24 protein-coding genes and 1 pseudogene are annotated in these 25,012 nt (G+C 69.1%); 11 read left to right on the top strand and 14 right to left on the bottom strand.

The genetic code is table 11. The annotated features are described in order from the left end of the window. Together AB0H42_RS12380 and AB0H42_RS12375 are read right to left on the bottom strand one after the other, a co-directional pair. Positions 1-244, bottom strand: a 244-nt coding sequence (locus AB0H42_RS12380) for a hypothetical protein (RefSeq protein ID WP_357053925.1), incomplete at its 3' end; no start/stop codon positions are given. 338 nt (positions 245-582) lie between these two features. Continuing rightward, positions 583-1,314: an alpha/beta hydrolase gene (locus AB0H42_RS12375; RefSeq protein ID WP_357053922.1), complete on the bottom strand. Its 732-nt coding sequence runs from the start codon at positions 1,312-1,314 to the stop codon at positions 583-585. A gap of 513 nt (positions 1,315-1,827) precedes the next feature. Here AB0H42_RS12375 and AB0H42_RS12370 point away from each other — a divergent pair. Continuing rightward, positions 1,828-1,953: pseudogene (locus tag AB0H42_RS12370) on the top strand (peptide deformylase); the annotation flags it as partial. Here AB0H42_RS12370 and AB0H42_RS12365 read toward each other — a convergent pair. Next, on the bottom strand, positions 1,947-2,861 hold the full coding sequence (locus AB0H42_RS12365; RefSeq protein ID WP_357053920.1) for a cutinase family protein: 915 nt from the start codon (positions 2,859-2,861) through the stop codon (positions 1,947-1,949). The pseudogene AB0H42_RS12370 and the gene AB0H42_RS12365 sit on opposite strands and share 7 nt — an antisense overlap. Before the next feature lie 174 nt (positions 2,862-3,035). Further along, positions 3,036-4,277 carry an oxygenase MpaB family protein gene (locus tag AB0H42_RS12360; protein ID WP_357053916.1) on the bottom strand — a complete coding sequence of 414 codons (1,242 nt, stop codon included), beginning with the start codon at positions 4,275-4,277 and terminating at the stop codon, positions 3,036-3,038. Positions 4,278-4,987: 710 nt separating this feature from the next. Between AB0H42_RS12360 and AB0H42_RS12355 the strand changes: the two genes are divergently transcribed. After that, entirely contained in the window at positions 4,988-5,686 is a 699-nt protein-coding gene (locus AB0H42_RS12355; RefSeq protein ID WP_357053912.1) for a class I SAM-dependent methyltransferase, read from the top strand. Between the two features lie 108 nt (positions 5,687-5,794). Here the strand turns inward: AB0H42_RS12355 and AB0H42_RS12350 are convergent, their stop codons facing one another. Next, the gene (locus AB0H42_RS12350; RefSeq protein ID WP_357053909.1) at positions 5,795-6,409 is read right to left on the bottom strand and encodes a hypothetical protein; all 615 of its coding nucleotides are present in this window, start codon (positions 6,407-6,409) and stop codon (positions 5,795-5,797) included. 222 nt (positions 6,410-6,631) lie between these two features. Further along, positions 6,632-7,138, bottom strand: a complete 507-nt coding sequence (locus tag AB0H42_RS12345; RefSeq protein WP_357053906.1) for a carboxymuconolactone decarboxylase family protein — start codon at positions 7,136-7,138, stop codon at positions 6,632-6,634. A 42-nt stretch (positions 7,139-7,180) separates the two neighbouring features. On the opposite strand from AB0H42_RS12345, the gene AB0H42_RS12340 reads away from it, so the two are divergent. Continuing rightward, on the top strand, positions 7,181-7,708 hold the full coding sequence (locus AB0H42_RS12340; RefSeq protein WP_357053903.1) for a MarR family winged helix-turn-helix transcriptional regulator: 528 nt from the start codon (positions 7,181-7,183) through the stop codon (positions 7,706-7,708). Between the two features lie 297 nt (positions 7,709-8,005). On the opposite strand, the gene AB0H42_RS12335 is transcribed toward AB0H42_RS12340, so the two are convergent. Continuing rightward, the gene (locus AB0H42_RS12335; protein WP_357053900.1) at positions 8,006-9,721 is read right to left on the bottom strand and encodes an aldehyde dehydrogenase family protein; all 1,716 of its coding nucleotides are present in this window, start codon (positions 9,719-9,721) and stop codon (positions 8,006-8,008) included. 168 nt (positions 9,722-9,889) lie between these two features. Here AB0H42_RS12335 and AB0H42_RS12330 point away from each other — a divergent pair, with 168 nt between their 5' ends. Both AB0H42_RS12330 and AB0H42_RS12325 read left to right on the top strand, forming a co-directional pair. Then, entirely contained in the window at positions 9,890-11,113 is a 1,224-nt protein-coding gene (locus tag AB0H42_RS12330; protein ID WP_357053897.1) for a helix-turn-helix domain-containing protein, read from the top strand. A 195-nt stretch (positions 11,114-11,308) separates the two neighbouring features. Beyond that, positions 11,309-12,097, top strand: a complete 789-nt coding sequence (locus AB0H42_RS12325) for a crotonase/enoyl-CoA hydratase family protein (RefSeq protein ID WP_357053894.1) — start codon at positions 11,309-11,311, stop codon at positions 12,095-12,097. Here AB0H42_RS12325 and AB0H42_RS12320 read toward each other — a convergent pair. Beyond that, positions 12,094-12,279, bottom strand: a complete 186-nt coding sequence (locus tag AB0H42_RS12320; protein ID WP_357053891.1) for a hypothetical protein — start codon at positions 12,277-12,279, stop codon at positions 12,094-12,096. The genes AB0H42_RS12325 and AB0H42_RS12320 overlap by 4 nt on opposite strands. 386 nt (positions 12,280-12,665) lie before the next feature. Between AB0H42_RS12320 and AB0H42_RS12315 the strand changes: the two genes are divergently transcribed. Continuing rightward, positions 12,666-13,574 carry a hypothetical protein gene (locus AB0H42_RS12315; RefSeq protein ID WP_357053888.1) on the top strand — a complete coding sequence of 303 codons (909 nt, stop codon included), beginning with the start codon at positions 12,666-12,668 and terminating at the stop codon, positions 13,572-13,574. A gap of 80 nt (positions 13,575-13,654) precedes the next feature. Here AB0H42_RS12315 and AB0H42_RS12310 read toward each other — a convergent pair whose 3' ends face one another. The 3 genes from AB0H42_RS12310 to AB0H42_RS12300 form a co-directional block, all read right to left on the bottom strand. Then, positions 13,655-14,098: an SgcJ/EcaC family oxidoreductase gene (locus AB0H42_RS12310; RefSeq protein WP_357053885.1), complete on the bottom strand. Its 444-nt coding sequence runs from the start codon at positions 14,096-14,098 to the stop codon at positions 13,655-13,657. A 102-nt stretch (positions 14,099-14,200) separates the two neighbouring features. Next, on the bottom strand, positions 14,201-15,265 hold the full coding sequence (locus tag AB0H42_RS12305) for a fused (3R)-hydroxyacyl-ACP dehydratase subunits HadA/HadB (RefSeq protein ID WP_357053882.1): 1,065 nt from the start codon (positions 15,263-15,265) through the stop codon (positions 14,201-14,203). Positions 15,266-15,382: 117 nt separating this feature from the next. Continuing rightward, entirely contained in the window at positions 15,383-16,456 is a 1,074-nt protein-coding gene (locus tag AB0H42_RS12300; RefSeq protein WP_357053878.1) for an alpha/beta hydrolase family protein, read from the bottom strand. Between the two features lie 862 nt (positions 16,457-17,318). Between AB0H42_RS12300 and AB0H42_RS12295 the strand changes: the two genes are divergently transcribed. Then, positions 17,319-18,578, top strand: a complete 1,260-nt coding sequence (locus AB0H42_RS12295; protein WP_357053875.1) for a carotenoid oxygenase family protein — start codon at positions 17,319-17,321, stop codon at positions 18,576-18,578. Positions 18,579-18,597: 19 nt separating this feature from the next. After that, positions 18,598-19,488, top strand: a complete 891-nt coding sequence (locus tag AB0H42_RS12290; RefSeq protein WP_357053872.1) for a GntR family transcriptional regulator — start codon at positions 18,598-18,600, stop codon at positions 19,486-19,488. Between the two features lie 287 nt (positions 19,489-19,775). Here the strand turns inward: AB0H42_RS12290 and AB0H42_RS12285 are convergent, their stop codons facing one another. Continuing rightward, the gene (locus AB0H42_RS12285) at positions 19,776-20,108 is read right to left on the bottom strand and encodes an Lsr2 family protein (RefSeq protein ID WP_357053869.1); all 333 of its coding nucleotides are present in this window, start codon (positions 20,106-20,108) and stop codon (positions 19,776-19,778) included. A gap of 129 nt (positions 20,109-20,237) precedes the next feature. Between AB0H42_RS12285 and AB0H42_RS12280 the strand changes: the two genes are divergently transcribed. Next, positions 20,238-21,206: an MsnO8 family LLM class oxidoreductase gene (locus AB0H42_RS12280; RefSeq protein WP_357053866.1), complete on the top strand. Its 969-nt coding sequence runs from the start codon at positions 20,238-20,240 to the stop codon at positions 21,204-21,206. 230 nt (positions 21,207-21,436) lie between these two features. Here the strand turns inward: AB0H42_RS12280 and AB0H42_RS12275 are convergent, their stop codons facing one another. Further along, on the bottom strand, positions 21,437-22,327 hold the full coding sequence (locus AB0H42_RS12275) for an alpha/beta hydrolase (protein WP_357053864.1): 891 nt from the start codon (positions 22,325-22,327) through the stop codon (positions 21,437-21,439). A gap of 168 nt (positions 22,328-22,495) precedes the next feature. Between AB0H42_RS12275 and AB0H42_RS12270 the strand changes: the two genes are divergently transcribed. Beyond that, entirely contained in the window at positions 22,496-23,407 is a 912-nt protein-coding gene (locus AB0H42_RS12270; RefSeq protein ID WP_357053861.1) for an LLM class F420-dependent oxidoreductase, read from the top strand. Positions 23,408-23,434: 27 nt separating this feature from the next. Here AB0H42_RS12270 and AB0H42_RS12265 read toward each other — a convergent pair whose 3' ends face one another. Continuing rightward, on the bottom strand, positions 23,435-24,340 hold the full coding sequence (locus tag AB0H42_RS12265) for a universal stress protein (protein ID WP_357053858.1): 906 nt from the start codon (positions 24,338-24,340) through the stop codon (positions 23,435-23,437). A 174-nt stretch (positions 24,341-24,514) separates the two neighbouring features. Between AB0H42_RS12265 and AB0H42_RS12260 the strand changes: the two genes are divergently transcribed. After that, complete coding sequence (locus tag AB0H42_RS12260) at positions 24,515-25,012, top strand: GNAT family protein (RefSeq protein ID WP_357053855.1); 498 nt, start codon at positions 24,515-24,517, stop codon at positions 25,010-25,012.

Below are 25,012 nucleotides of genomic sequence, written 5' to 3'. Positions count from 1 at the left end.
GCGATCGGTGGCTCGTGCCACCGATCGCCGGTCGTGTGTGCTCGGGGGCGAGGCCGGCGGGCTCTCCGTCGACGAGCGCGATGTAGAACCATTCGAGCAACAGCATGTGCTCGAACGCATCGGACAACTTATCGGTGTTTCGCGAGAACGCGACGAAATCTGCGGCGAAGGCGCGCACGTACACCTCGGTGATGCGGCGCCGGTATTCCTCGCCGAGCCTGTCACCCCGTTCGACCACGACCATCTCTGGCCACTCCGCTTGGGACACACCCGCACCGGGCCCGGACCGTATCCATCGCCGCCACCGACATGATCCTACGCCGGATATCGCCGACACCGAACAGCAGTGCCGGGGAGCTGCCGTCTTCGGTGGGGTTCAGCCGCGGAGGTTCGGCTGGTCGGAGCGCGGGTGGTGCGAGCGCCGCCCCGACCGCGGCGGTACCGCCGATGGGCGACCCCGCCGCGGTCGGGATGGTTGTGTATCCGCCGGTCACCGCCGTCGAGGCAGGACGGACCTGTTCTCGGCGAGTGGCTTCCCGGCCGACAGCCTCTATCGTCTGCTGCCGACCCGGGGAGCCGGTATCACTTCAGGTGCCGCGCGAAGAACCGGTTCGCCTCGTCCCCCGCGAAATGCGGGACGCCGGTGTGCCCGCCCATATTGGCGTGCAGCGTCTTCTCCGCGGAGCCGAACGCGTCGAACAGGTCCAGGGCCTGTTGCCGGTCGTTGTGTTCGTCGTCCCACTGCAGCAGGACGTGCAGCGGAATGGTGACCTGCCGGGCTTCCTCGAACATAACGCGGGGCACGAAACTCCCGGCGAACAGAACAGCAGCCGAGATGCGCGGCTCGACCACCGCCAGCCGGGTGCCGATGGAGATCACCCCGCCCGAATATCCGACCGGACCGCCGATCTCGGGCAGCGACAGGAGTTTGTCCAGGGTGGCCCGCCATTCCGGGACCGCCGTTTCGACCAGGGGGAGGACGAGCCGGTCGACGATCTCGTCATCGACCGGCTCGCCGGCCTCCAGCGCCCGGCGCAGGTCGGCGCGGGCCTGCTCGGCGGCGGCGGAACGGGGCCGGTCACCGCTTCCGGGGAGTTCGATGGTGGCCGCGGCGAAACCCTCCGCCGCGGCGTGCCGGGCCCGGGCCACCAGCCGGGGGTACATCATGCGTAGTCCACCGGGGTGGCCGACCAGGATCAGCGGGGCCGGTCCGGCCGTGGATCCGGGCGTCCACAGGATGCCGGGGATCTCGCCCAGTGTGAATTCGCGTTCGAGGACGCCGTCGTCGAGGCGTTGTTCGGAAGTGAATTGCATTGTCGTGCCTTTCGGGAGTGCTCTCGAGCGGCGCTCCCGGACGACCTATCGCCCGACCGTGACCCCGGAGGGGAGCACCCATGTCGATACTGCGTTCACGGGTACCACCTCCTCGTTCTCTTGCACGGCCTCCGGAAAGTTAGCAGTGGTCGCCGGGATCGGCCAACAGGTTTTTGCGAAGGCTGAATTCCGTCCCTGACCAATCCCTTTCTGGACGCTCAGGTCTCCTCGGAGGGTGTCGTCGATCAATATCCGGGCTCGCCGATCGACAGGGTCGTGCGCGAGGGCCAGAAGCGTCTTCCAGAGCGCCCAGTCGCGGGCCCGGTCCCAGGTGTCGCTGTCCTGGCCGGGGTGTCACGGAACGCAGAGCGGCCGACGCCGGGCGGCATCGTCCAGGCGGGCATTAGCTCGCAGGCAGGGTCACCGATTCCACATTCCTGGTCGCCTCCGAATCCCAGCTGGATCGGCAGCGCACGGTTTCCTGGGACGCCGAGGACGGAAAGGTGGTGGACGTACCTGGACCGGCTGATCGGCCGGAATCGGCGGGCAGCCCGCAGGATGATCAAGGACCGGCAGTGGACCGTGCCCGGCAACAGCCGGCTTCCCGGCGCGGCGGACCGTGCCGCCGGTGCTCAGTAGTTCGTCACCTCGATCAGGCGCTGCCGCAGCCAGGTCAGGGCGGTCGCGCCCGCGGGGTCGACGGCATAGGCGGGATAGCTTTGGTGCGCGCCGGATTTCAGGAAATCGGCGATCTGTTTCCGGCGCTGCTCGTAGGCGGAGGAATCGAACTCCTGGGCCAGCAGGCCGAGACCGCCCGCGGCCAGCGCATCGCCGAGCAGTGCGGCCGCCTGCCGCTGATAACTGCCGATATCGGCCGGATCGGGATTCGACATCTGGACCACGAGCCCGGCCAGGCGCCCGGCGATATCACCGTCGGGCATCGCGCAGTACAGGTCGCCCTCGACACAGAACGTGTACGTGCGCGGGCCGAGTGCGCCGAAACCGCCCGGCCGCGCCCCGACCGCTCCGGCGCCGGGCACCGCCGGGCCGATGAGGGTGTCCGCGGGCGAACGCCGGGGGTCGGCGATCAGTCCCACCAGCGCGATTCGGTCCGCCGGCGCGGTGGCGGACCCGGCGCCGATCTCGGCCGCGAGATCGCCGGCCGCGTGCGCGCCCTGGCTGTAGCCGAGGATCGCGATACGTGTCGCCGGGCAGGCCCGGGCCGCGGCCGCGACCATATCGCGCGCCCGATCGGTGGCCTCCTGCTTGGAGCGGCCGTAAACCTCTCCTTCCCAGGGGAAGGCCGTCGCGGCGTAGGCGACATAGTCGACCGCCACATTCCCCGGCAGCCGGTCGACCGTCGCCGCGAGCATGCCCGTGCCGGGCTCGGTATCGGAGGTCTCCCAGGTTCCGGGGATCGCTACGACGTACAGATCGGGGCACGGGGCCGGTGTGGCCGCCGCTACCGGGGCTCCGCCGACCTGGGCAACTGCGGCTACGAGCGCGAATACGCAGGCGGCGACGCCGGATTTCCATCGTGTGGGCATGACTGCTCCATCTGGTCACACCGAGGTGTAGCTGATCGAGTGAGGCGGGAGACCGCGTCGGCGGAACTCCCGTGAGATGACGCCGGTCCGGGTCCGGGGGTGGATGCCGGGGTGGCGCACACGCCCGCTCGCCCGCACGGAGAGGGTCCGTGCGGGCTCGACCGGGCTGCCGGGTCAGCGCGGTGGCCGGCTCATATCCCGGTTCATCATCGGCAGCTCGATACTGATCGGCATCCGGAGTTCGGCCAGATACCACAGGGCGAACTGGCGCAAGAACTCGTCGAACAGCCAGTACGCCTCCTGCGTCGGCGGGGCGACGGTGAGTATGCCTTCCCGGACCGCGATGAACGGGCCCCAGCTGAACCGCAGCAGCGGATCCCAGACGGGTTCGCGGGGGATGGCCAGATCGTCGGCGATCTTGTCGCCGAGCAGGAAGCGCGTAAAGGAGCCGAGGACTCCCTTGCTCAGAATAGCGAGGTCGAGGTTGGTGCCCAGGCGCAGCAGTCGGTCGGCCAGTTTCACCCCCTCCGGGGTCGGCGCGATGATCGGATCCAGGACCTGCGCGGCCTGGGAGTTGGCCTGGTCCCACGAGTTGGGGATGTACTCGTCGCGGACGCCGAGCAGATGCGCGGCGACCTGCCAGGAATGCAGGAACGCGTCCGATTCGTGGACGGGGATCGGCACCTTCCATGCCGTGAGGTGACGCATCACGGTGGTGGGCAGGCTGTGCCAGGTGACCATGATGTCGTTCTGGCTGATGGGGATGTCCTCGTCGGCCGAGTTCACCCAGTGCGGCGACTGGGGTAGTAGATGCCGCACCGCGGCATGCACCAGACGCGTTTTGACACAGGTGACGACCATCTGCCCGTCCGGGCCGTAGGCGTTTCCGCTGCCGATGTCGTAGCCGAGTTTCGCGGTCTTGGAGATGCGGTCCTTGAGGTCGTGGCCGCCCTTGGAGTAATAGACCGAGCGCGCTTCCTTGGGGATGACCGTGCTCATCATGCCGCTGGCGAGGCCGTACAACACGCCGAGGTAGAGACCGCGTTTCTTGTTGAAGTCGACGGCGGTGGCCAGCTGTCCGGGATCGGTCCACCGGGGGAGCTGTCGCGCGTATTCCATGAAGTCCCGCAGGTCCGGGGGTAGCCCGGCGGGTAACGGCTGACCGTTGCGGGTCCAGGTGCGCAGCAGATCGTTGACGGCGGGCACCGCACCGCGGTCGAGTAGGGAGGCGACCAGTTCATCGGCTTCGGGGTCCCAGACGCCGAGCGGGTCGACACCCGCGCCGCTGCCCGCCACCGACCCCTGCGGCGACCATGTCCACGGTTGCGCTCTGGCCGGGGTCGCGATGGCGAGTGCGCCGAACGCGCCCAGCACCCCGCCCGCTTTCAACGCATCCCGCCTGTTGAGTCGGTCCATGTCGCCACTCCTCGTCGAGTTCGAGCATCGCGGTGGCGCAGATGCGTCACCGGGTTGATATTGGAAGAATACTCAGTAACTTAACTGTTGCACAAGTGGCTTGCTCGCTGATTCGTTGATTTGCGTGGATCAGGGCCGTCTACGGTCATTGGCGAAACAGGTCGACCGATATGTGCCCTGCTTCCTGCGGGTATGTCTCCTCCCGGATCGGGCGGGTGGGGTGCGGGTACGTCCGAGCGGGTTGGTCGGACCGGGCTTGCCGACCTTGTAGTAAGTACGGAATACGCGATAACCGATGGTTACTGACCCAGACGGAAGTGGATAGGTGCGGGTTCCTGCCTCTCCTATGGGCTATTCGGCGATCGGCGTGACGGGGATCCAGCGAAGTCCTTACTGATCAACTCATATTTCGTGCGGTTCGTATCGTCCTTGTCCTCGTCGCGCTACCGGCCCAGCCAGTGTGTTCCGCGGCGGTAGAACGCCATTCGGTACGAGGCCTGCCCTCGAGGTCTGTGCCGGGGTCGTGCGTCACCCGTCGGGAGGAGGGAAACCGGCGGCCGTCGGCGTGCCGCGCGGCTTCGGTCGCGGCGCTCGAGGTCATACGACACACCGGCACAGGCGGCCGGACCGTGGGGCGGGCGCCCGGGCGACCCCGGTCTCGCGGCGGCGGTTACATGTACATGCGCCGAATCGGCTGCTAGTCGTGGAGTATGACGACACCCGGTGATTTCGAGTTCGAATCCGTCTATCGCGGTACCGGCCCGTTCGGGCCGGACGTGGCGCCGCCGTGGAGTATCGGGGAACCGCAGCCCGAACTCGCGGCGCTCATCGATCAGGGCAGATTCCACGGCGACGTACTCGACGCCGGCTGCGGTGAGGGTGCCATCTCGCTGTATCTGGCCGAACGCGGTTTCACCACCGTGGGCCTGGACCTCGCGCCGACCGCGATCGAATCGGCTCGGGCCGCAGCCGAACGGCGCGGGCTGGGTACCGCCACCTTCGAGGTCGCCGACATCACCTCGTTCACCGGCTATGACGGCCGCTTCGGCACCGTGGTGGACAGCACGTTGTTCCATTCGATTCCGGTGGGGTCGCGGGAGGGCTATCTGCGGTCGATCGCGCGTGCCGCCGCCCCGGGTGCGGCCTATTTCGCGCTGGTGTTCGACCGGGCCGGCTTTCCGGTACTCCCCGATGCGGGACCCGCGCCGGTCACCGCCGACGAACTCCGCGACGCGGTATCGGAATACTGGGTGATCGATGAGATCGCCCCGGCACGGATCCACGCGAATCTGCCGGAGCGCCTCGATTCTCCGGCCGGCGAACCTCTGCTGCGGTTCGAGGACCTGCGCGACGAACCGAACGGCCGCAAATCGGTTCCGGCCTGGTTGCTCTCGGCGCATCTGGGCTGATCGGCCCGCGTCGTCCGCCGGTGCGTGATCCGGTGGCGCCGGGCGCGGCGTCACCGGATGCGGCCGGTTGTGGTCGTGGCCGGCCCGCGGCCGGCCGCGGGCCGTGGTTCAGAGCCCCTGCGGGCCCTCCGTGCGGAGGTCTTCGACCTTGCGCATGGCGGAGCGCAATTCCTCCAGCCAGCTCTGTGTGTGCTCGCCGGCCAGTTTCACCGTCCAGGCCAGCGCGTCGGCCCGGGAGCGCGCGACGCCCGCGTCGACGAGCGTATCGAGGACCTTGCGTTCCGGCTGACGCAGACGCGTCATCACCGGTACCGCCAGATGGGTGAACAGAATCCGCTCACCGTCGACCGAGACGCCCCAGGCCACACTGCGGCCGTAGCGCTGCTGGGCCTCGTCGGCGATCTGCATCCGCGCGGACCGGGTGGTCTCCCGGAAGCGTGCCACCGCCCCCTGTTTCGTCGCCTCCGGAACCGTTCGGGTGGTTTCGTCCCCCCCGGCCGTCGTATCGGCCGCGGGCTTCTCGTCCGCGGCAGTATCGGGCAGGGGGAGTTCGCCGACCACCACGATCTCGTCCCGGTCTATCTCGATGGCGGGACTGCCGGTGAACCAGTCGCCGGGCAGCCGCCCCGCGAACCAGTCCGTTGCGTCCGCCGCGTCCGGTAGATCGGCCTGCTGCCAGCCGCCGGGCCGGCCGAATCCGCGCCCCCGATGTCCATATCCCATGGTGCACCTTCTCAGCTACAAGGATTACTTGATTACAAGATTACGCCGTTTCGGATGCCAGTGGTTCCGCTCACAGCGAACCGCACACCGGTCAGTTCTTCGGAGACCGACCAGAGACGCTCCTGGCGAGCGCTGACTGCCATTTGCCGGCGAGGGGACGGGTGACGGACCCGTCGACGGAGTGTCACCCGGCGGTGCCCGGCCGCGCCGGGATGTCGGCGGTCATTCGGCGCGTACGAGGCGGTTGGCCAGTGTCGACATCGTGTAGGTGCCGATTCCGAAGACGACTTCCAGTGCGTTGCGCTCGGTGTAGCCCTGCGCCAGGAGTGCGGCGAGGGTTCCCTCGTCCACGCCGCCCGCGGTCGCGAGGACGTCGAGGGTGAATATTCGGACCGCTTCGAGGCGTGCGTCGGGAAGGGATGCGGCCGCACGCAGGGCGGTGACGAGCTCCGGTGCCGCACCGAGTTTGCGGAGTTTTCCGGTGTGCATGGCGATGCACACATGACAGTCGTTGCGTACGGCGACGGTCATGATGACGACCTCCCGTGCCAGTGGGTCCAGGGTGCAGCGTTCGAAACCGGCGCTCATGGCGAGGAATCCGTTGAGCAGTTCGGGGGATCCGGCCAGCCGGCGGACTGCGTCGGGGATCGTGCCGGTACTGCTCTGTACAGCCTGCATCGCCTGTCGGGCGGCGTGCGGAGCGGTCTCCAGGGTGTGGGCGCGGAACATGTCTCTCCTAAGATGGACAACATGGTTGACGATAATAAACAGATGGTAAACCAGGTTGACGGTTATGCCAAGGGTGCGCCGGAGGATCCGGAAACGGACGGCTCGCCGCGCGCGGGTTACGAGCTCGCACTCCTGCTGTTCGCCGGATTCCGGACGCTGATCGACGAATTGCACGCCGAATTGGCACGACAGGGACATCCGGACATGCGGCCTGCCCACGGTTTCGCCATGCAGGCGATCGGTGCCGGCGAGACCTCGGCCAGCGATATCGGCCGTCGCCTGGGGATTTCCAAACAGGCCGCCGGCAAAACAGTGGACCGCCTGGTCGCTCTCGGGTACGCCGAACGGGCGGATGATCCGGCCGATACCCGGCGGCGCATCGTCCGGCTCACCACGCGGGGCTACGACGCGCTGGCCCGCTCGGCCGAAATCTTCCAGCAACTGCGCGGGAACTGGGCGCGTGAGCGCGGAGAGGACCGGATCCGTGCCATGGAGGACGATCTCCGTGCCCTGGCGCCGCCGGTGGCGTTCCGCCTCGACGCCGCCGGGTGGCTGGGCCGACTGACCTGACGGCCTGCTCCGCGACCCCGCCGACTTCTTCCACGGCGATTGCGCCGCCCAGCAGAATCGGGCCCATATCGACGGCCGGTGGGGCCGGTTCCCCACCCACCGGCACCCGTCCACTCCGCTCTTCGCGCCCGGTACGCTCTCGGTCGCGCGTATCGGATCGACCTACGTGATGGCGTATTTCGACTGTGCCGATCTCAGCGTCAAGACCCGCACGGCCGACCAACCCGGACACAGCGCCGGGCGCCGTGCGGCGACCCGTGTCGCGACGCATCCTAGGTACGGATCACCCGGGTGCGATCAACCGCGCAGCGCGGAGGCGAAAATCGCGGGCAGGCGCGACCAGCGCGGATCGGCGGCGAAGTCGGTGAGCAGTCGCCCGGTCCGCGCGGCGGTCCGGTTGGAGACGAACCACGGCGGTTTGGGGGTCAGGGACCACTCGCCGTGCAGCACCGACCGCGGCGCGGGCCGGAACGGACCCCGCACGACAGTGCGCTCGATCCCATCGATCAACCACGCGTTGTGCACCACACCGATCCCGCTCTGCACATCGTCGAGCGTATGGCCCGGGTAGGCGCCCCAACTCGCGGTGGGAGTCAGATAACCGACCGCGGTCCACGCGTTCACCGCGACGGTGCCGTACCGCAGCCGCTCGATCATCGGGTCGAATTCCGTGCCGAGCGCGTCGACGGTGTCCGGGTGCGCCACGATGTTCACGCCGAGGGTACCGGTGAACTTCTCATTGGCCGTATCCACCGCGGCGCGGGCGAAGGCTGTCCCACTCCCGGGCAGTTCCACGATGCCGAGGACGGGCGCGAAGTACTCCGAGGTGAACAGCGCTTCGTCCGTTTCCGGATCCAGCCCGGCCACCAGGAGCCGCTCGCCCCGGCGGCCGAGCCGGCGAGCGTCGGGATAGCTGGTCCGTGCCCCGGCGACCCGGTGGTCGCTACCCGGGTAGTAGGCGTGACGGTTCGGCGCCCGATCGACAGCCGCGGTGAGAGCGGCCAGGAAAGCGTCCTTCTGCGGCCAGTCCGCGGACACGATCACCGCCTGCGTGGCCACACAGTTGTAGCCGCCGTTGTGCAGGCGCTGGGTAGCGATGTGCTCGGCCTGGAATTCCAGGTCGGCGGTACTCCATTCGCCGGGCAGCACGATCGTCGGGGACACTCCACCGAGCTCACTGGTGATGGGTTTGTCCAGCAGCGGAGTGCCGGCCTTCTTCCGTTCCGCCGCCTCCGGTCCCGTGCCCCATACGATGGCGTCGTGCGTCGCGGCGCTGCCGGTCATGTGGACGTGGGCGACCCGCCCGTGGGTCACCAGTTGCCCGCCGATCTCGGGGCCGCCGGTGAGTATTCGTACCACTCCGAGCTCGATCAGCGGCGCGAAGATCTTCTCGAACACCGGCAGCAGCGGATCGGTGACCGGGTTCAGTTTCAGCGCCACCACGCGGTTGTGCGCGATGAGTTCGTAGATCGTGTCCAGCGGTGCGATCGAGGTGATGTTCCCCGCGCCCAGCACCGCGCCGATCCCGTGGGTGCGAGCGGGGTCGAGCTGGGCGAGGCCCGCGCCGGCCCGGGCGGTGGCCGCGTCGACGCCCCGCTGCAGCCAGACCTCGGCCCGGAAACCGCTGAGCAGGAGTTCGTCGTAGAGCCCCGCGGGGAGCGCGCGTACGGTCACCCGGCCGCCGGAAGTGCCGAAGGTCGCGTTCGCGAGCGGGCTCACGCCGCGCTCCAGCGATTCGAGGGTCCGTGACACCGCGGTGAGGCTCGTCGCGAAGACATAGGGTCCCGACAGCCATTCCTCGCCCACCAGCGGGGACGCGGGATCCAGTCCTTTGATCCGGACCGCGGCCTCGACCCATTCACGGGCGTGCCGGCCGGTGAGCGTGCGCATCCGGTCGAGGAGGGCCCGCCGTCCGGCCAGCGGCAGGCGGGACCATTTCTGTTCGCCCGCGGCGAGTTCGGCGAGAGCGGTATCGATGACCGTGTCGGCCGCGACGGCCTGTTCTGGCTGCACGTGGGCACACTCCGTAGCTGAGATCCGGTGACGCGAGTACTGAACAGTGTGGCTGTGCCGGTGTCCGAAGGAAATGGGTGGGCGTTGCGTCATCCGCCGCTCGGATTTGTGCACGGGCACAAAACTGGCGTGGTGCGGGTCACGGTCGGGTGACTAGACTGTTCCAGTATGAGCACGCCCGCGCCGCCGGCGGCCCCACTGGCCGCCGCGCTCGCCGATTCCGTCGAAGCGCTGACCGATGTCCTGGTCGGCCGGATCGCGGCGGCCGACCCGGCCTATGGGGAGTCCGGGCTGCTGACCGCGGATCAGCTGTACCGCACCTGCCTGGAAAACTTGACCGCGGTGATCGGGGCGCTCGCCGGAACCGGACCGTTGCGACTACAACCGGCCCGCGATGCGGGACGCCTCAAAGCCGAACAGGGGATTCCGGTCGCGAGCCTGTTGCACGCCTACCGGCTGGGCGGACGGCTCATCTGGGAGGAACTGACCAACTGGTCGGCCGGTCCGGGGGATGCCCGGCTGCATGAGCTGGCGACGCGACTGTGGGAGCTCGTCGACCTGTACTCCGACGCGGCCGTCGAATCCTACCGGGACACCGAAGTGCTGCTCGCGCACGCCGACTCCCAGATCCAGAGCCGGCTGATCCGGACCCTGTTCGACGACCATTCCGGCAACCCCGCCCGCGTCCTCGACGTCCTGCGCACCCTCGGACTCCCGGAACGCGGAGCGTTCGCGGTGGTTGCCATCGATACCGAACCCACCGCGCCGCTGCCGGGGAGACTCACCGCGGCGCTGCGTGATATCGGCATCCGGTCGGTCTGGGATGCCCAGATCGACGCCTATATCGGGTTACTGTCCGCGGCCTCCCCGGACGCGTTCGAACGCGCCCCGGCCACGATCTCGGCGTGCGTCACCGACCGGGTGGGTCTCAGCGCCGCCTTCACGACACCGCATGCCATCACCGCGGCGCTGGCCGAGGCCCGTCTGGCGTCCCGGTCGGTGCGGCCGGGGTCGGTCGCTACGGTCCGCTTCGGCGACGAACCGGTCGCCCATCTTCTCGTCGCCGTGCCCGAAGCCGGGCGGCGGGCCGCCGCACAGATCCTCGGTCCGCTGCTCGACCTTCCGGTCGCGGAACAGGACGATCTGATCGGTGCGCTCGAATGCTGGTACCGATGCGGCGGATCGGCCGCGGCCGTCGCCGAAATCATGCACTGCCATCGCAATACGGTGCGCTATCGGCTGCGCAAGATCCGCGACCTCACCGGCCGCGACACCACCGATCCCCGCCAATCGGCCGAACTGTATCTGGCACTGGAAGCATTCGGCCTGCTCGGCGCCGCAGCCACCGGGGGCCGGGGCCGTTTCCCGGGACCCGGCGCCGCCGGGCGATGACCGAGCGTCCTCGGTCGGCCGTTGCGTATCGGAACAACACCGAACTCCATTCACATCCGCGGTACCGCGCCGGATGTGGTCCGGCGGCGCATCGAGCACATGCGGGCGGAATGGGAACCCGGATCGGTGTGGATCGGCCCGGGAGCACGCCGGAGGCCATAGGCTCGAGCGGTGACCGCGAACGAAGGACCAACTATGACCGGCGCACCCGTGCGAATCGAAAGGGACGGGCCGGTGTTCACCATCGTTCTGTCCCGGCCGCAGGCCCGTAACGCGGTCGACGGACCCACCGGTGCTGCCCTCTACGACGCGTTCACCGCCTTCGAGAACGACAATTCGGCGGCGGTGGCGGTGCTGTGGGGCGAGGGCGGGAACTTCTGCGCCGGAGCCGATCTCAAAACCGTGGGGACCGACCGGGCCAATCCGCTGTCGGCGAAGGGCCGCGGGCCCATGGGCCCGACCCGCATGCAGCTGAGCAAACCGGTGATCGCCGCGGTCGCCGGTCACGCGGTGGCCGGTGGGCTGGAACTGGCGATCTGGTGTGATCTGCGGGTGGCCGCCGAGGACGCGGTGTTCGGTGTCTTCTGCCGGCGCTGGGGAGTGCCGCTCATCGACGGCGGTACGGTACGGCTGCCGCGGCTGATCGGTACCGGGCGGGCCATGGACATGGTGCTCACCGGGCGGCCCGTGGACGCGGCCGAGGCGCACGCGATAGGCCTGGCCGACCGTGTCGTCCCGGTCGGGGAGGAACGGCAGGCCGCCGAAGCACTCGCCGCCGAGATCGCGCGTTTCCCGCAGACCTGTCAGCGGCACGACCGGCTCTCGCTGCTGCAGCAGGAGGGGTTGGGCGAGCAGGAGGCGATCGCCAACGAATGGGAGCACGGAGTCATCTCCCTGGCCGAGGCGGCCTCGGGTGTCGAGCGATTCACCGCCGGCGCCGGGCGTGGCGGCTCGTTCACCGATCTCGGCGCTCCCTCCGCCTAGATCCCACGTCCGGCGCAGCGTAGGACATCGTGGGAGCGGACGGGTTCGTTGGCGAACAAGGCCCGGTGCCCTTCGACAGCGAGATAGCGTGCCGCGCGGTCCGGGTTCCGGCCCAGGCGGCGCAGTACCGCCGGATCGAGACCGCCGGTGGCGGTGAGAGACGCGTGGATGTCATCCGGCACAATGCGCCGGCCGACCGCGTGGCGGTACTCCTGTGCCGGATCCGGCTGGAGAGGCTGGTGACCCGGCCGCCGGGCGAGGCCGAACTCGACGGTTCGGCCGCGTTCGAGCCGGCCCGGCGCGCCGACGCGCAGGGTAACCGATCCGGCGGGCTACGGTCGTATCGCGCCTGCCGCGGCCGCTCGCGAACCCGGCCGTCGGTGGCGGTGCGGAACGCTTGTGACCGTCCGGTACGCGTTCGCATGCTCGTCCGGACGGGCCGGCGGTCGTCACTGCCTCCGTGGCCACCGGAGAACCGGTCCGTCCGGCGACGAACTCGGACCCATCCGAATCGATGCGCGGATCCGAATGTGAAACGACAGCATATCTTTCAGGCGGAAGGTGATAGATGGGCACCGGCAAGCACAGAGCAGTGAGTCCGCGTCGAACTCGGATGGGGTCCATGGTGGTGGCGGGCGCCGTTCCCGTCGTGCTCACCCTGGTGGGAACCGGCAGCGCCGGCGCCGAACCGGGTCACTACCGCCCGGCCGATTCGAGCGGGCACCTCGTCCCGGTCGCGGACGAGGTCGTTCCCACCGCCGGCACAGAGGCCGCGGGGCAGTCGGACGGTTCCGCGCAGTGGCCCGGCGCCGAAGCGCCGAATGTGCGCCCGTACGAGGGCGTCCGGATTCCCGACGACATCCTGTCTTCACTGCAGTGGGCGCGGCCGGCGCCCACGAGCGACTATCTGGCGCCGGTGGAAGCTCTGCATGCGCCGGCGCCTGTCGCGCCCGTGCCCCCGATCGCGCCCCCGCCGGGCGCCTTGCGTTTCGGCGATGTCCAGGTCGACTCCCCCGAATGGCTGCCCCGGGAACAGGCCATCCAGATCAACGACGGCTCCGCGTCGGCCGAAGCGAATCTGGCGACCTTCCTCGATTCGGTCGGTATGGAACGCACCCGATCCGACCGGGTCGCCGGACAGACCCTCGGTGCCGCGGCGATCGGCGCGGCCGCCGGGGCGGCGTTCGCGAGCCCGTTCGCTCTCATCGGCGCGGGTGTGGGCGGTGCCATGGGGCTGGCGATCGGAGCACCGTTCGCGCCGATCGGACTCGCCGCGGCGCCGCTGGGCGCCGCCTACGGTTTCGCCCTCATGGCCGCGCCGCTCGCCGGGATCGGCGCGGGAATCGGGGCGGGGATCGGTGCGGCCGCGGCACTGAGCGCGCCTCCCCGGGCGCTCGGTCCCGCGCCGGAAGCGCTCGCCACCGCGCCCGAGGCGGGCCACCCGAAATCGGCCGCGGGCACACCGGTCACCGGCTGAGCGGCGCGTCCGGCGAAAGTCGCCCGGATCCCGGTGGGTGCCCGCCGATATCGTGCCGGGGTGGCGCGCCGTCCTGTTCGTCAGCCTGCCGCGGGCACCGGTGTGTTGTGCCGGGCGGCCACCCACCAGCGCCCGTGCTCCGCGACCAGGACATAGAGCGCGACCATCGCCGGATCCCGGTCGAGGAGGACGCCGTCGGCGGTGCGCGCGCGGGCGGCTTTGTGGGCGACCGCGATATCGGGGCGGAGGAAGACGATATCGGTGAGCTCGTAGACGACGTACTTGTCCTTCAAGAACCCGGACAGTCCGATACGCGCGGCCTCCAGCAGTGCCGCACGGCCGGTGATCACCGTGCCCACGGCATTCCCGGCGGAGGCGTTGGCGAGGAAACCGCTGACCATCAGTTCGGCGTCGTTGGTGTTGTAACCGGTTTCGACATCCTTGATCAATTGCTCGATCGCCGCGATATCGGCGGTGTGGTCGGTCCCGGAATCCGCGACGGTGGGTGCTTCGTTCGTGCTCATGGCACCATCCTCGAACCTCGAGTCGACTCGAGGTCAACTCGTCCCGCCGGGATCGCCCGCGCGCCGGTCGGAGCATCCGAGGCGACGGCCGCCGGATCCGTCTCAGCGGAGCCGGACCACCGCGGTCGCGCGCCCGAAGATCCGGCGGCCGCCGTGCCGGGCGGTGAGTGCGACGGTCGCGGTCCGCTGTACCGGATCCACCGCCTTCACCCGGCCGGAGTATTCGACCTCGGCCCCCTCCTCGGTGACGTGTACCGGGCTGGTCAGGCGTACCGCGTATTCCTGGACCGCGCCCGGATCGCCGAGCCAGGAGGTGACGAATCCGGCCCCGATACCGATGGTCAGCATGCCGTGTGCGACGGGGGAGTCCAGCTCCGCCAGCCCGGCGACCTCGCCGCTCCAATGGATCGGATTCGGATCGCCGGATACGCCGGCGTAGTTCACCAGATCGCCCGCGGTGAGCCGCACGGTCCGGGGCGGGAGTTCGGTACCGACGGCTACGGTTTCGAACGCACGGGTGTAGCGGCTCACCGGTGCGGACGGCACCGCGTCGACAGCCAGCTCCTCCCACAGGTCACCGGTCACCGGCGGCGGTGCGGGCCGGGCACTCGCGGTGTCGCCCGGCCGGAAACCGTGCATGAGAACCCCCGCGCCGACGTCGGCGAGGTTCGACTCGACGCCGGTGCGGCCCACGATGCTGGTGTGCGAGACGAGCACCGGCTCGTCGTGACGGTTGGTGACCAGCGTCCGGAACCCCATCAGATCGCCGCCGAAGGCCCGGCGGAACGATTCCAGCCGCACCTCGAAGAACAGCGCATCGGTGTGGCGGATCGGCCGGTAGTAGCGGACCACCTGATCGGTCTGCATGATCTGGCTCAGGTCGTAGCCGGTCATGACGGACGCGAACATCTCCGATTGGGCGAGGAACCCCGGCACCGAGAAGAACGTGAGCGGTGCGATGAGACCGCCGTATCCGTACTCCGCGCCGGCGTCCTCGGACCAGTGGACCGGGTGATGATCCTGTACCGCGCGGGCGAATTCACGGATCTTCTCCCGGCCGACGACGTAGTGGTCGCGGGCGCGGTGCCGATATCCCACCGGCAGTCCCGGTCCCGGTGCGGAAGGGGATTCCCGAGTTTCGGAAACGGCCGTATCGTCAGCACTCACGACGGCTCACTCTACCGATTTTCCGGGCGTCCGCAGGATTGGCGAGTGAGTACGGCCGGACTCGGGGCGGCGCCGATCGTGCTCTCGGCCGGGCGGTTTCGAATACCGGCATCGCCGTCAGCCGATATTCGCGGAGAGATCGGGAAGCATCCGCAGGGCCTGGTCGGCCCAGTTGTTCCACGCGTGGATACCGTAGGCGGGGAAGTCGTAGTGCACGTTCTGGGCGCCCAGGGTCGCCATCCGGATCTGGAAGGCGCGCGTGTTCACCAGCGCCAGCGCCTCGAGGCCCATCCCGTTCACCGTGGTGATGCTCGGGCTGTCGGTCGCGGTGGGCAGACCGCTCGCCGCCGACACCCAGAGCCGGGTGTTGTTTGCGACGAGGCGGGGTGCGGCCACGAACGGGTCGATCCGGAGCCATTTCGGATCCCAGGGCGCGGCCATCGAGTCCACGTTGTAGCCGCCGGCGTCGATCATGGCGACCCGGATCGCCTCCCGCATTCCGGGTGCGGAAATGTTCAGGTAGCCGGAGTAGGACCCGGCGAAACTGAACTGTCCGGGATGGTCGCCGGCCAGGGTCAGGGCGGCGCTGCCACCCATCGAGAGACCGAACACGCCGTTGCGCTGGGTGGCGAAGCCCAGCCGGTCCCGCAGTGCGGCGGGCAGTTCACGGGTGAGGAAGGTTTCCCATTTATAGGTGTAGGACTTGCCGGGGCCGCCCGACAGGGCCTGCAACCCGCCGGAGCCCGACGACGACCCGGAGGCGGATCCGGCGGCCGAACCCGAGCCGGGTGCTACACCGAGGAAGGAGCTCGGCGCATTCCAGTCGGTGTAGAAACTGGACTGACCGCCGACCGGCATCACCACGTTGATATTCCACTTGGTGAATTCCCGGGCGATATCGGTGTCGATCTCCCAGCCGCTGAGGTCTTCGCGGGCGCGCATCCCGTCCAGCGCGTAGACCACCCGCGAGGTATTGCCGTCGGCGGCGCGGAACACGCGCGATTTGATCGGGCCCATACTCGAGTCGACCCAGAAATCCGCTCCGGCGGGATCGAAGGTGGCCCGGGCGGGCGCGGTGCTGCCACCGATCAGGAAGAGAGTGTGGGCGACGACCGCGAACGCGGCGGTGATCAGCCAGAGGGCGCGGCGGTTCAGGGCGTCCACCGGCGCCGGAGACAATCGGGTTCGCATCGCGGAGCAGGGCCTTTCGTCCGGGTGAGCACAGGGTCGAGGTGACCGGCCGGTGCCGGTCACACGGATCCCGACCGGTGCCGAACAGCGCGCGGCCCCCGCCACGGTCTCGGCATACCGATCGGTTCGTCGTCGACGGAGGCGGGTTCGTTACCTATCTGTGATCTGATTCGCCCCGGGGTGGGTCCCGGTATCACCGTGGCGGACGGGCACGAGCGGCCGTCGCGGTTCGGGTTGTTCCGGTATTCGCACAGGTCAGGATGCTCTTCGGTCGGTCGGTCGGTCGCTGTCCCGTCTCGCCGAGGACCACCGACTCGGTGATCACAGCGCAGCGGTGAGTGTCGGCCGGCAGATCCCCGACTACGCGCCCGAGCTCGCCGAGCGGGCAGCGGCAGCGCTGTTCGCTATGAGACGGAGCTGGACAACCAACACCCGCTCGGCGCGCCCACAGCCACGCCACCGCGCAGTAGAGCAATCGGCTCCCCGGAAGCCGCGCGCTCGTCGACGTGACCGGCTCGAGACCGGCCACACGTTGTCGTCGGCCCGCAACCGCGACGACGGCCGCGACACTGCCGGCCCGACATTCCAGCAGATGATCGGCCACGGGGCGGGCGCGAGTTCACAGGTTGTGCTGGAGGTGTGCGCGCAAGTTGTCCTAGGTCTCTCTTCATCAACGATGCATTCTTGGACAGCTGCGACCGGCATTGTCGCCGTTCATAGCTGTTCATGGGACGGAGCAGTGCGGCCGTTGGTAAGGGGCGCGTATTCGGCCGGCATGCGTGCCATGGCCTGCACTAGTACACAGCGCGATGATCGCCTCGTGCGAGAACGCCTTTCGGGTATCGGTTCCTACGGTGTTCTCATGAGGTATCTGGAAGGTCATTTCGCGCCCGTAGCGGTAGAGGTCACGGCTTACGATTTGCCGGTGACCGGGCGTATCCCGGCCGAACTCGATGGCCGGTATGTGCGCAACGGTCCGAATCCGGTGGGAGTGGAGGACCCGGGCACCCACGTCTGGGGGATGGGTCCGGGCATGGTGCACGGGGTGCGGCTGCGCGACGGGCGGGCCGAGTGGTACCGCAACCGTTTCGTGCGTGTCCCGGGATTCGCGCCCATGGTGCATGTGATCGGGCATGCGGGGCAGGCATTCGCGATGGCGGAGGGGGGCCTGCCACCGGCCCTGCTGGACGACGAGCTGAACACCGTGGGTTTTTGCGAGCTGGGTGCGACGGCGGAGGGCTTCACCGCGGGGGCGCATTCCAAACACGACCCATGCACGGGGGAGTTGCATTCCCTGTCTTATATGCCCGGCCGCGATTTCGTGCAGTACATCGTGACCGATACCGCGGGAGCGGTGGTTCGCACCGTGCCGATTGCGATGACACGGACCCCGTTTCTGCACGACTTCGCGCTCACCGGCGACCATGTAGTGCTCTGGGATACTCCGTTGGGGTTCGACGGATTCGACTGCCGATGGCTGCCGGGGCACCCCACCCGTGTGGGCGTGATGCCGCGGACGGGTGGTGAGGTGCGCTGGCACGAGATCGACCCTGTGCATGTCAGTCATACGCTCAACGCCTACGACGCCGGTGATTCGGTCGTCGTCGACCTGGTCACCGCGCAAGGGCCGTTCGACCCTGCCGATCCCGGCGCGATCCGGCCGGTGCTGGACCGTTGGACCATCACCGCCGACAAGGTGCATCGGCAACGCATCGATGACCGGCCGCAGGACTTTCCCCGCATCAACGACGCCTACGCCGCGCACCCCCACCGCTACGGCTACTCCGCCGCGACGGCACTGTACGGGATACCGTTCGCACCCGAGGGCGCGACTCCGGACGAGGCCTTCACCAACGCGCTGGTGAAACACGATTTTCAGCGGGGTACCGCGGAGGTGCACGCGTTCGGGGCAGAAGAAACGGTGGGCGAGGCGGCGTTCGTGTCCACCGGGCCGGGCGAAGACGAGGGATATCTACTCACCTACGTCCACGATCCGCGCCGCAACGCCGCCGATCTGGTCGTGCTGGCCGCTCAGGACTTCACCGGTGAACCCGTCGCGCGTATCCACCTGCCCGCCCGCGTACCACTGGGCCTGCACGGCAACTGGTTGCCCGACCACTGACTCATGCCAGCATGATGGTGTGACCGATTCCCGACCGCCCTACCTCCGGATCGTCGCCGAGATCGAGCGGCGCATCGCCGCAGGAGAGCTGCGGCCGGGCGATCCGGTTCCCACCACCAGGGCCATCGCCCGCGAATGGGGCGTCGCCATCGCCACAGCCACCAAAGCCCTGGCCGCACTCAAACACTCGGGCACCATCGAGTCCACCTCCCGCGTCGGTGCCGTGGTCGCTGCGCGTCGGCTGCCCTCGCGCACCACCGCAGGGCTCGAACGCGAGCGGATCGTGCGCGCGGCGATGCAGATCGCCGACAGCGGCGGTCTGGCAGCACTGTCCCTGCGGGCAGTGGCCGCCGAACTCGGCGTCGCGACGATGACGCTGCGCCGCCACCTCGACGCCGACGCCGAACTCACCCAGCTGCTCGCGGACGCCGCGTTCGCCGAGATCGACTACCCCGGACCGGCCCCGGGGTGGCGTTCACATCTGCGCGTTGCCGCGCACCTGCAATGGGGTGTCTACCAGCGTCATCCGTGGGTGCCGCCGCTGGTGTCCATCACCCGCCCGGCCACCCTGCCGGCGATGATCGCCTACGGACTGTGGACGCTACGCGCCTTCGACGGCCTGGAACTGGATTCCTCCACCCGGCTCCACGTCTATGCCACCCTGGTCAATTACGTGCGGGGCACAGCGATGAACATCGAAAGTGAGGTGCGCGCCGAACTGGACACCGGAATGACGAGCAAACAGTGGGGCGCTGCCCGGCTCGCCGTCGACCGACCGCTGATCGCCCAGCTCACGGAACCGAACACGGAGGTGGACCTGGAATCACTGTTCGCGTTCGGACTGGAGCGGTTGCTCGACGGCCTGACCATCGTGATGACACCACCGAAGACTCGACGACCGCGGACGTGAACGCGGCCCCCGGGGCCGACCGCTCGCCGCGGTACCGAACCGACAACTCGATAGGTCGTACAAAACCTGCGGAGAGACGGCCGGATGCGGGCCGGAGCAGGATCGGGCCGCGTGGCCGCGGATCGCCGCGCTGCGAGCTCGGTCGGCTCGTTCTGCCGCCGGCCGGTCGATCGCGCGGGGCTGTGCCGGACCGATCGCCGCCTCCCATGTTCAGTGAGAGTGCACGCCGATTCCGGCGGAGCCGTAATGATCTGCAGCGGTCGGGATTCGCCCGAGACTGTGACGAGTTACGGGTGGGCCTTCTGATATGCCTCGGCGATCTCCGCCGAGATCCGACCCCGGCTCGACACTTCCAGCCCATTCTTGCGGGCCCACTCGCGGATCGTCTGGGTCCGGGCATTGTTGCCCGTGGCCTGCGGCCGCTGTTTCCCCTTCGCCCGGCCGCCGACCCGGCGCGCATGCGCTGTCCAGGATCCGATTGTGTCGCGCAGCTTTTCGGCATTGTCCGCCGACAGGTCGATCTCGTAGGTGACACCGTCCAGAGCGAGCGTGACAGTTTCCTCGGCGATGGAAGTTCCGTCGTAGTCGTCGACCAGCTCGACGATCACCTTGCGCGCCATGCAGTCCTCCGAACAGTGGGCAAACTATCCGGACAATGGTAGCCATAGGGGCTTGCCCGGCCGGAACCCGGCAGCGGAGTCCGTTCCGGCGAACCGGAAGACCAGGGACGAGTCCGGTGTTCCACAGGTGTGGAATTGTCGTTGCTGGATCGGTCGCGGACCCGGGTGGGGGAACCCGAAGCGGCCGCGTTGTCCCATACCATCGACCGGGCTGTGGCGGCCGAGAAGTCGGGATATCGGCGCTTCTGGGTGGCCGAGCACCACGCCGTGCCCGGGATCGCCTCCGGGTCGCCGCCGGTCCTGCTGGCGGCGCTGGGTTCCCGGACATCGACGATCCGGATCGGGTCCGGCGGCGTGATGCTGCCGCATCACCAGCCCCTGGTGGTGGCGGAGCAGTTCCTCATGCTGGAGGCGCTGTTCCCAGGGCGTATCGATCTCGGCCTGGGCCGCTCGCCGGCGTTCACCGTCCCGGTGCGCCGGGCCATGCGGCAGGACGAGAGCGCACCCGACGGGTTCACGGCCGACCTGGCCGAACTACGCGACTATCTGGACGGCACCGGTCCGGTTACCGCGCATCCGGTGAGCGACCGGACGATCCCCATGTTCGTTCTGGCCACCGGACAGGGACTGACGGTGGCCGCGCGGCTGGGGCTGCCGGCGGTGCTCGGCGGTCCGCTGCTGGACAGTCCGGATCTGGATGCGGCGCTGGCCGGTTACCGCCGGAAATTCCGGCCGAGCCCGCGGGCTCAGCGGCCGTACGTGACGCTCGCGCTGGAGGTCACCGTCGCCGAAACCGCCGAGCGGGCCCGCGCACTCGTCCTGCCCGAGGCCTGGGCGATGGCGCGGTCCCGGTCCACCGGCGTATTCCCGCCCTTGGAACCGGTCGGCGAGGGCGCGTCGTGGACCGACCAGACGCGACGCCGCGTCGAGGCGGCGGTACGGCGTGCGATCGCGGGTACCCCGCAGACGGTGCGGCGCCGGATCGAGCAGCTCACCGACCGGACGGGCGCCGAGGAACTGCTGGCGACCACCTCCACCTACGACCGCGCCGCGCTGGCCGCCTCCGATGCCGCACTGGCGCGGATCATCGCCGGTTGAGTGTCAGGGCCGGGCGGGAGCCGATCGGGCTCCGGTGAAGCGCCGGATCTCCTCGACCACCAGTTCGGGTTCGGTGAGGGGGACGTAGTGACCGGAGGCCGGCGCGAGCAAGGACGAGTCCGCTGATCCTGCCGGGCGGCTGGACGCGGCGCAAGCTTTTCGATCACCTGTCCCGACCAGCGCCGGGTCTCCGCTGCCGAGCGAGCCTTTCCGGGTGAGGGGCCCCGGCGCTACCCGACGCGGGACGCGAGGAACTCGCGGAAGGCGCGCAGCGTCTCGGTCGGCGCCTCGAGCTGCGGGTAATGCCCGACGTCGGGCAGTTCCACCACATCGGGCTCGGCAACCACCTGGTGGTACCGGCGCACCATGCGCACGCCGGACACCGGGTCGCGCAGGCCGTCGATCAGCCGGACCGGCACCTGCGGGCGGATCAGCGCCCCGACCCAGCGCTGCCGATGAGCGCGCCGCTCGGCCATATAACCCATGAGTTTGTGGCCGTTGCGCTTTCCGTGCTTACTGCACCACAGCATCCAGAACTGGTGCATCTGCTCCTCGTCCGGCCGCGACTCGGCGGCGAACACCGCGCCCAGGCTGTGGGCGAAGGTTCTCTCGTTGCCGAACCGGCCGACCAGCGGACCCAGCGGGCTCGCGAGCAGGTTCTGGATGGGCCGGGGCCGATGGGCCTCGGGGAAGAGGCCGCCGTTGAGCAGGCAGACCGATTCGATCACCAGGGACCGGTCGCCGGCCGCCCGGCGTTCGGCATCCCGGGCCAGCATTTCCTGGGCCACCGTATCGCCGTAGTCGTGGGCCAAGATGTGGAATCCCTGCACACCTTGTTCCCGGAGCAGCTGTTCGGCCAGGTCGGCTTGATCGGCGATCGTGTACTCGTAGTGCTGTGGTTTGGCCGACCAGCCGAAACCGATCAGGTCCGGGGCGAGGACCCGCTCGAACTGCTCGCACAGCTCCGGCCACAGGGCGTGCCAGTCCCAGGACGCGGTGGGAAAACCGTGTAGGCACAGTAGGGTCCCGGACGATCCGGTACCGCCCGCGCGCCAGAAGATCTGGTGTCCGCGATGGGTGAAACGCGCTCCGCTCGACCGCCAGCTCGCAAACTCGTCCATGGTCCCAGCATGCCCCGCCGCGGGGCGCCGGTCGAGTATGTCGCGGGCGCGTCGGCGCGATGTCGCCACGCCCGGAATCCGCGGGGTACGGAGGTAGGCTCGACGCCCGGAGGAGCCGCCGGCTCGGCCGGAGATCCGATCCGACCCCACTCGACGAGGAGGCACACCGTGCGTATCGGCATTCTGCTCAGTGAACGGTCCGGAGCCGACGCGCTGCGCCTGCTCGCCGACGATCTCCGCCGGGTCGCTGCGGAGGGGTTCGCCTCGGCCTGGCTCTCGCATATCTTCGGCGTGGACGCGCTCACCGCGCTGGCGGTCACGGGTAGTCAGGTGCCCGATATCGAACTCGGTACCGCGGTGGTGCCCACCTACCCGCGCCATCCCGGGGCGCTGGCCCAGCAGGCGCGGACCACGGCGCTCGCGGTGGGCCCGGACAGGCTCACCCTCGGTATCGGCCTGTCGCACCAGGTGGTCATCGAGAATATGTACGGGTACGGGTTCGAGCGGCCGGCCCGTCATATGCGCGAATACCTCGCCGTGCTGGGCCCGCTGCTGGAGCGGCAGCCGGTGTCGTACAAGGGCGAAACGCTGAGCGGCAATCTGGAACTGGGGATTCCGGACGAGGGCCGGATTCCCGTACTGCTCGCCGCGCTCGGTACCCAGATGCTGCGGCTGGCGGGCCGTCGCGCCGACGGCACCGTGCTGTGGATGACCGGCCCGGCCACCATTCGCGACCATATCGCCCCGACGATCGCCGCCGCAGCCGCCGACGCGGGCCGGCCACCGGCGCGTATCGTCTGCTCGCTTCCCGTGCTGGTGACCGATGATGTCGACGGCGCCCGCGAACGAGCGGCCACCACCTTCGCGATGTACGGCACCCTGCCGTCGTATCGAGCGATGATGGACCGCGAAGGCGCGGCCGGGCCGGCGGATCTGGCGATCATCGGATCCGAGGAGCAGGTGGCGGCCCGTATCCGCGACGTCTTCGACGCGGGAGCCACCGAATTCGTCGCCTCGGTCTTCGCCGGCGGGGCGGAGGCAAGTCGCACCCGCGCACTGCTGTCGGAGCTGACGGGCTGACCGCTCGCCCCGGCCGGCGGTGGCGCGTCAGGCCGGCCGGGTGATCATGACCGGGCACGCGGAATGCTGGATGAGCGACTGACTGGTCGAACCGAGTAGCAGTCCACGGAATCCGCCACGCCCCCGGCTGCCGACCACGACGAGTTGCGCGCGTTCGGACCATTCACGCAGATGCTGTGCCGGTGTGGACGGATACACCTCGCGCTGCACGGTGACCTCCGGATAGCGCTGTTGCCAGCCCGCCAGCCGTTCGGCCAGCACGGCCTGTTCGGCGGTCTGCAGATCCTCGGCCGGGATCTCGATCAAACCGGTACTCGCGAATTCGGTGAAGGTCAGATCACTCCAGGTGTGGACGGCGACCAGGTCGGTTTCGCGTTCGGCGGCTTCGGCGAAGGCGGCGGCGACCGCGGTGTCACTGACCGGGCTGCCGTCGACACCGACGACGACCGGGCCGCTGGTGATCTCCTCGCCGTTCTCGCGAACCGCCACGATCGTGCCGCGGCCGTGCGCGGCGACCGCCAGGATCGTCGAGCCCAGATGCGCGACCGCGCCACCGCGCCGCGAGCCGAGGACCACCATATGGGCGGATTCGGACAGCCCGATCAGCATTTTCGCGGGGCTCTGCTCGGAAAGCAGGGTGTCGGCCTCCACCCCCGGGGCGGCCTCCCTGGCCACCTGCGTACCGGTTGCCAGTACTTGCTCACCGTGGGTTTTCAGCGTCTGCACGGCTTCGTCGACCATGGGCTGGTAGGCGACCAGCCAGGTCTTGGCCGGGGTCGAATTCATTCCGTAGGCGAGGATCAGGCGCCGGCCGCGCCGGGCCGCGACCACCGCTCCCCAGCGGATGGCCGAATGCGCGGCGGAAGTACCGTCCACACCCACTACGACGGCAGCGGATACGAGCCGGTGCGGATCGTCTTCGTATGCGGTCATAGGCCGAGTATCCCTCCGGCGGACAACCGCGGTGATATCCGCCGGGCGTGTCCGGCGAAACGGATTATGCGCATGCTGTGCTCGCCGTCACAATATGCGCTACCTGCGTTTTCGTGCACGGCGCGCCGTAGCGAAGGCTTGTCGAATGCGGCGGAATGTGCAGATCATGATCGCGTGCTGATATCGGATGGGGTGATCGGGCTACGGCCGATCGAGGTGGCCGATACCGCCGCGCATCTGGCGGCCCAGGACCGGGAACCGAGGCGTCGCGCCCCGGGCCCCGGAACCCCGAACGTCGTGGCCGATTTCGAACGCTGCGCCGACCAGTGGGCGCAGGACGGCCCGTGCAAGACCTTCGGCGTGGTGGACGCGCTGACCCATGCGCTGGCAGGGACTCTGGATTTGGCAGTGGAACAGGAATTCCTCGCGAAACGTCAGGCCGATATCGCCTTCGGCATCTACGCGCCGTGGCGGGGCCGGGGTGTCGCCGGACGCAGCGTCGTGCTGGCGTGCCGATATCTGGCCCGGCACGATCTGGCCGACGAGGCGGTCCTGCGGATAGACCCGGACAACAACGCGGCGATGGCGCTGGCCCACCGGCTCGGATTCCACTACCACCACACCAGCGTGGGCCCCGAGGGCCGCCTCGACTGGTTCATCCAGGCGGTCTGA

Source organism: Nocardia sp. NPDC050799 (genome assembly GCF_040654015.1).
Lineage (GTDB): Bacteria > Actinomycetota > Actinomycetes > Mycobacteriales > Mycobacteriaceae > Nocardia.
The sequence above is the reverse complement of the archived record's forward strand: the minus strand, read 5'-3'. Positions and strand labels throughout refer to the sequence as shown.

Coding starts and splice junctions, on each gene's coding strand:
- AB0H42_RS12295 (WP_357053875.1), top strand. CDS start 17,319: ATGAGGTATCTGGAAGGTCATTTCGCGCCCGTAGCGGTAGAGGTCACG.
- AB0H42_RS12350 (WP_357053909.1), bottom strand. CDS start 6,409: ATGGGATATGGACATCGGGGGCGCGGATTCGGCCGGCCCGGCGGCTGG.
- AB0H42_RS12355 (WP_357053912.1), top strand. CDS start 4,988: ATGACGACACCCGGTGATTTCGAGTTCGAATCCGTCTATCGCGGTACC.
- AB0H42_RS12315 (WP_357053888.1), top strand. CDS start 12,666: ATGGGCACCGGCAAGCACAGAGCAGTGAGTCCGCGTCGAACTCGGATG.
- AB0H42_RS12345 (WP_357053906.1), bottom strand. CDS start 7,138: ATGTTCCGCGCCCACACCCTGGAGACCGCTCCGCACGCCGCCCGACAG.
- AB0H42_RS12310 (WP_357053885.1), bottom strand. CDS start 14,098: ATGAGCACGAACGAAGCACCCACCGTCGCGGATTCCGGGACCGACCAC.
- AB0H42_RS12360 (WP_357053916.1), bottom strand. CDS start 4,277: ATGGACCGACTCAACAGGCGGGATGCGTTGAAAGCGGGCGGGGTGCTG.
- AB0H42_RS12325 (WP_357053894.1), top strand. CDS start 11,309: ATGACCGGCGCACCCGTGCGAATCGAAAGGGACGGGCCGGTGTTCACC.
- AB0H42_RS12330 (WP_357053897.1), top strand. CDS start 9,890: ATGAGCACGCCCGCGCCGCCGGCGGCCCCACTGGCCGCCGCGCTCGCC.
- AB0H42_RS12285 (WP_357053869.1), bottom strand. CDS start 20,108: ATGGCGCGCAAGGTGATCGTCGAGCTGGTCGACGACTACGACGGAACT.
- AB0H42_RS12265 (WP_357053858.1), bottom strand. CDS start 24,340: ATGACCGCATACGAAGACGATCCGCACCGGCTCGTATCCGCTGCCGTC.
- AB0H42_RS12275 (WP_357053864.1), bottom strand. CDS start 22,327: ATGGACGAGTTTGCGAGCTGGCGGTCGAGCGGAGCGCGTTTCACCCAT.
- AB0H42_RS12300 (WP_357053878.1), bottom strand. CDS start 16,456: ATGCGAACCCGATTGTCTCCGGCGCCGGTGGACGCCCTGAACCGCCGC.
- AB0H42_RS12340 (WP_357053903.1), top strand. CDS start 7,181: ATGGTAAACCAGGTTGACGGTTATGCCAAGGGTGCGCCGGAGGATCCG.
- AB0H42_RS12365 (WP_357053920.1), bottom strand. CDS start 2,861: ATGCCCACACGATGGAAATCCGGCGTCGCCGCCTGCGTATTCGCGCTC.
- AB0H42_RS12375 (WP_357053922.1), bottom strand. CDS start 1,314: ATGCAATTCACTTCCGAACAACGCCTCGACGACGGCGTCCTCGAACGC.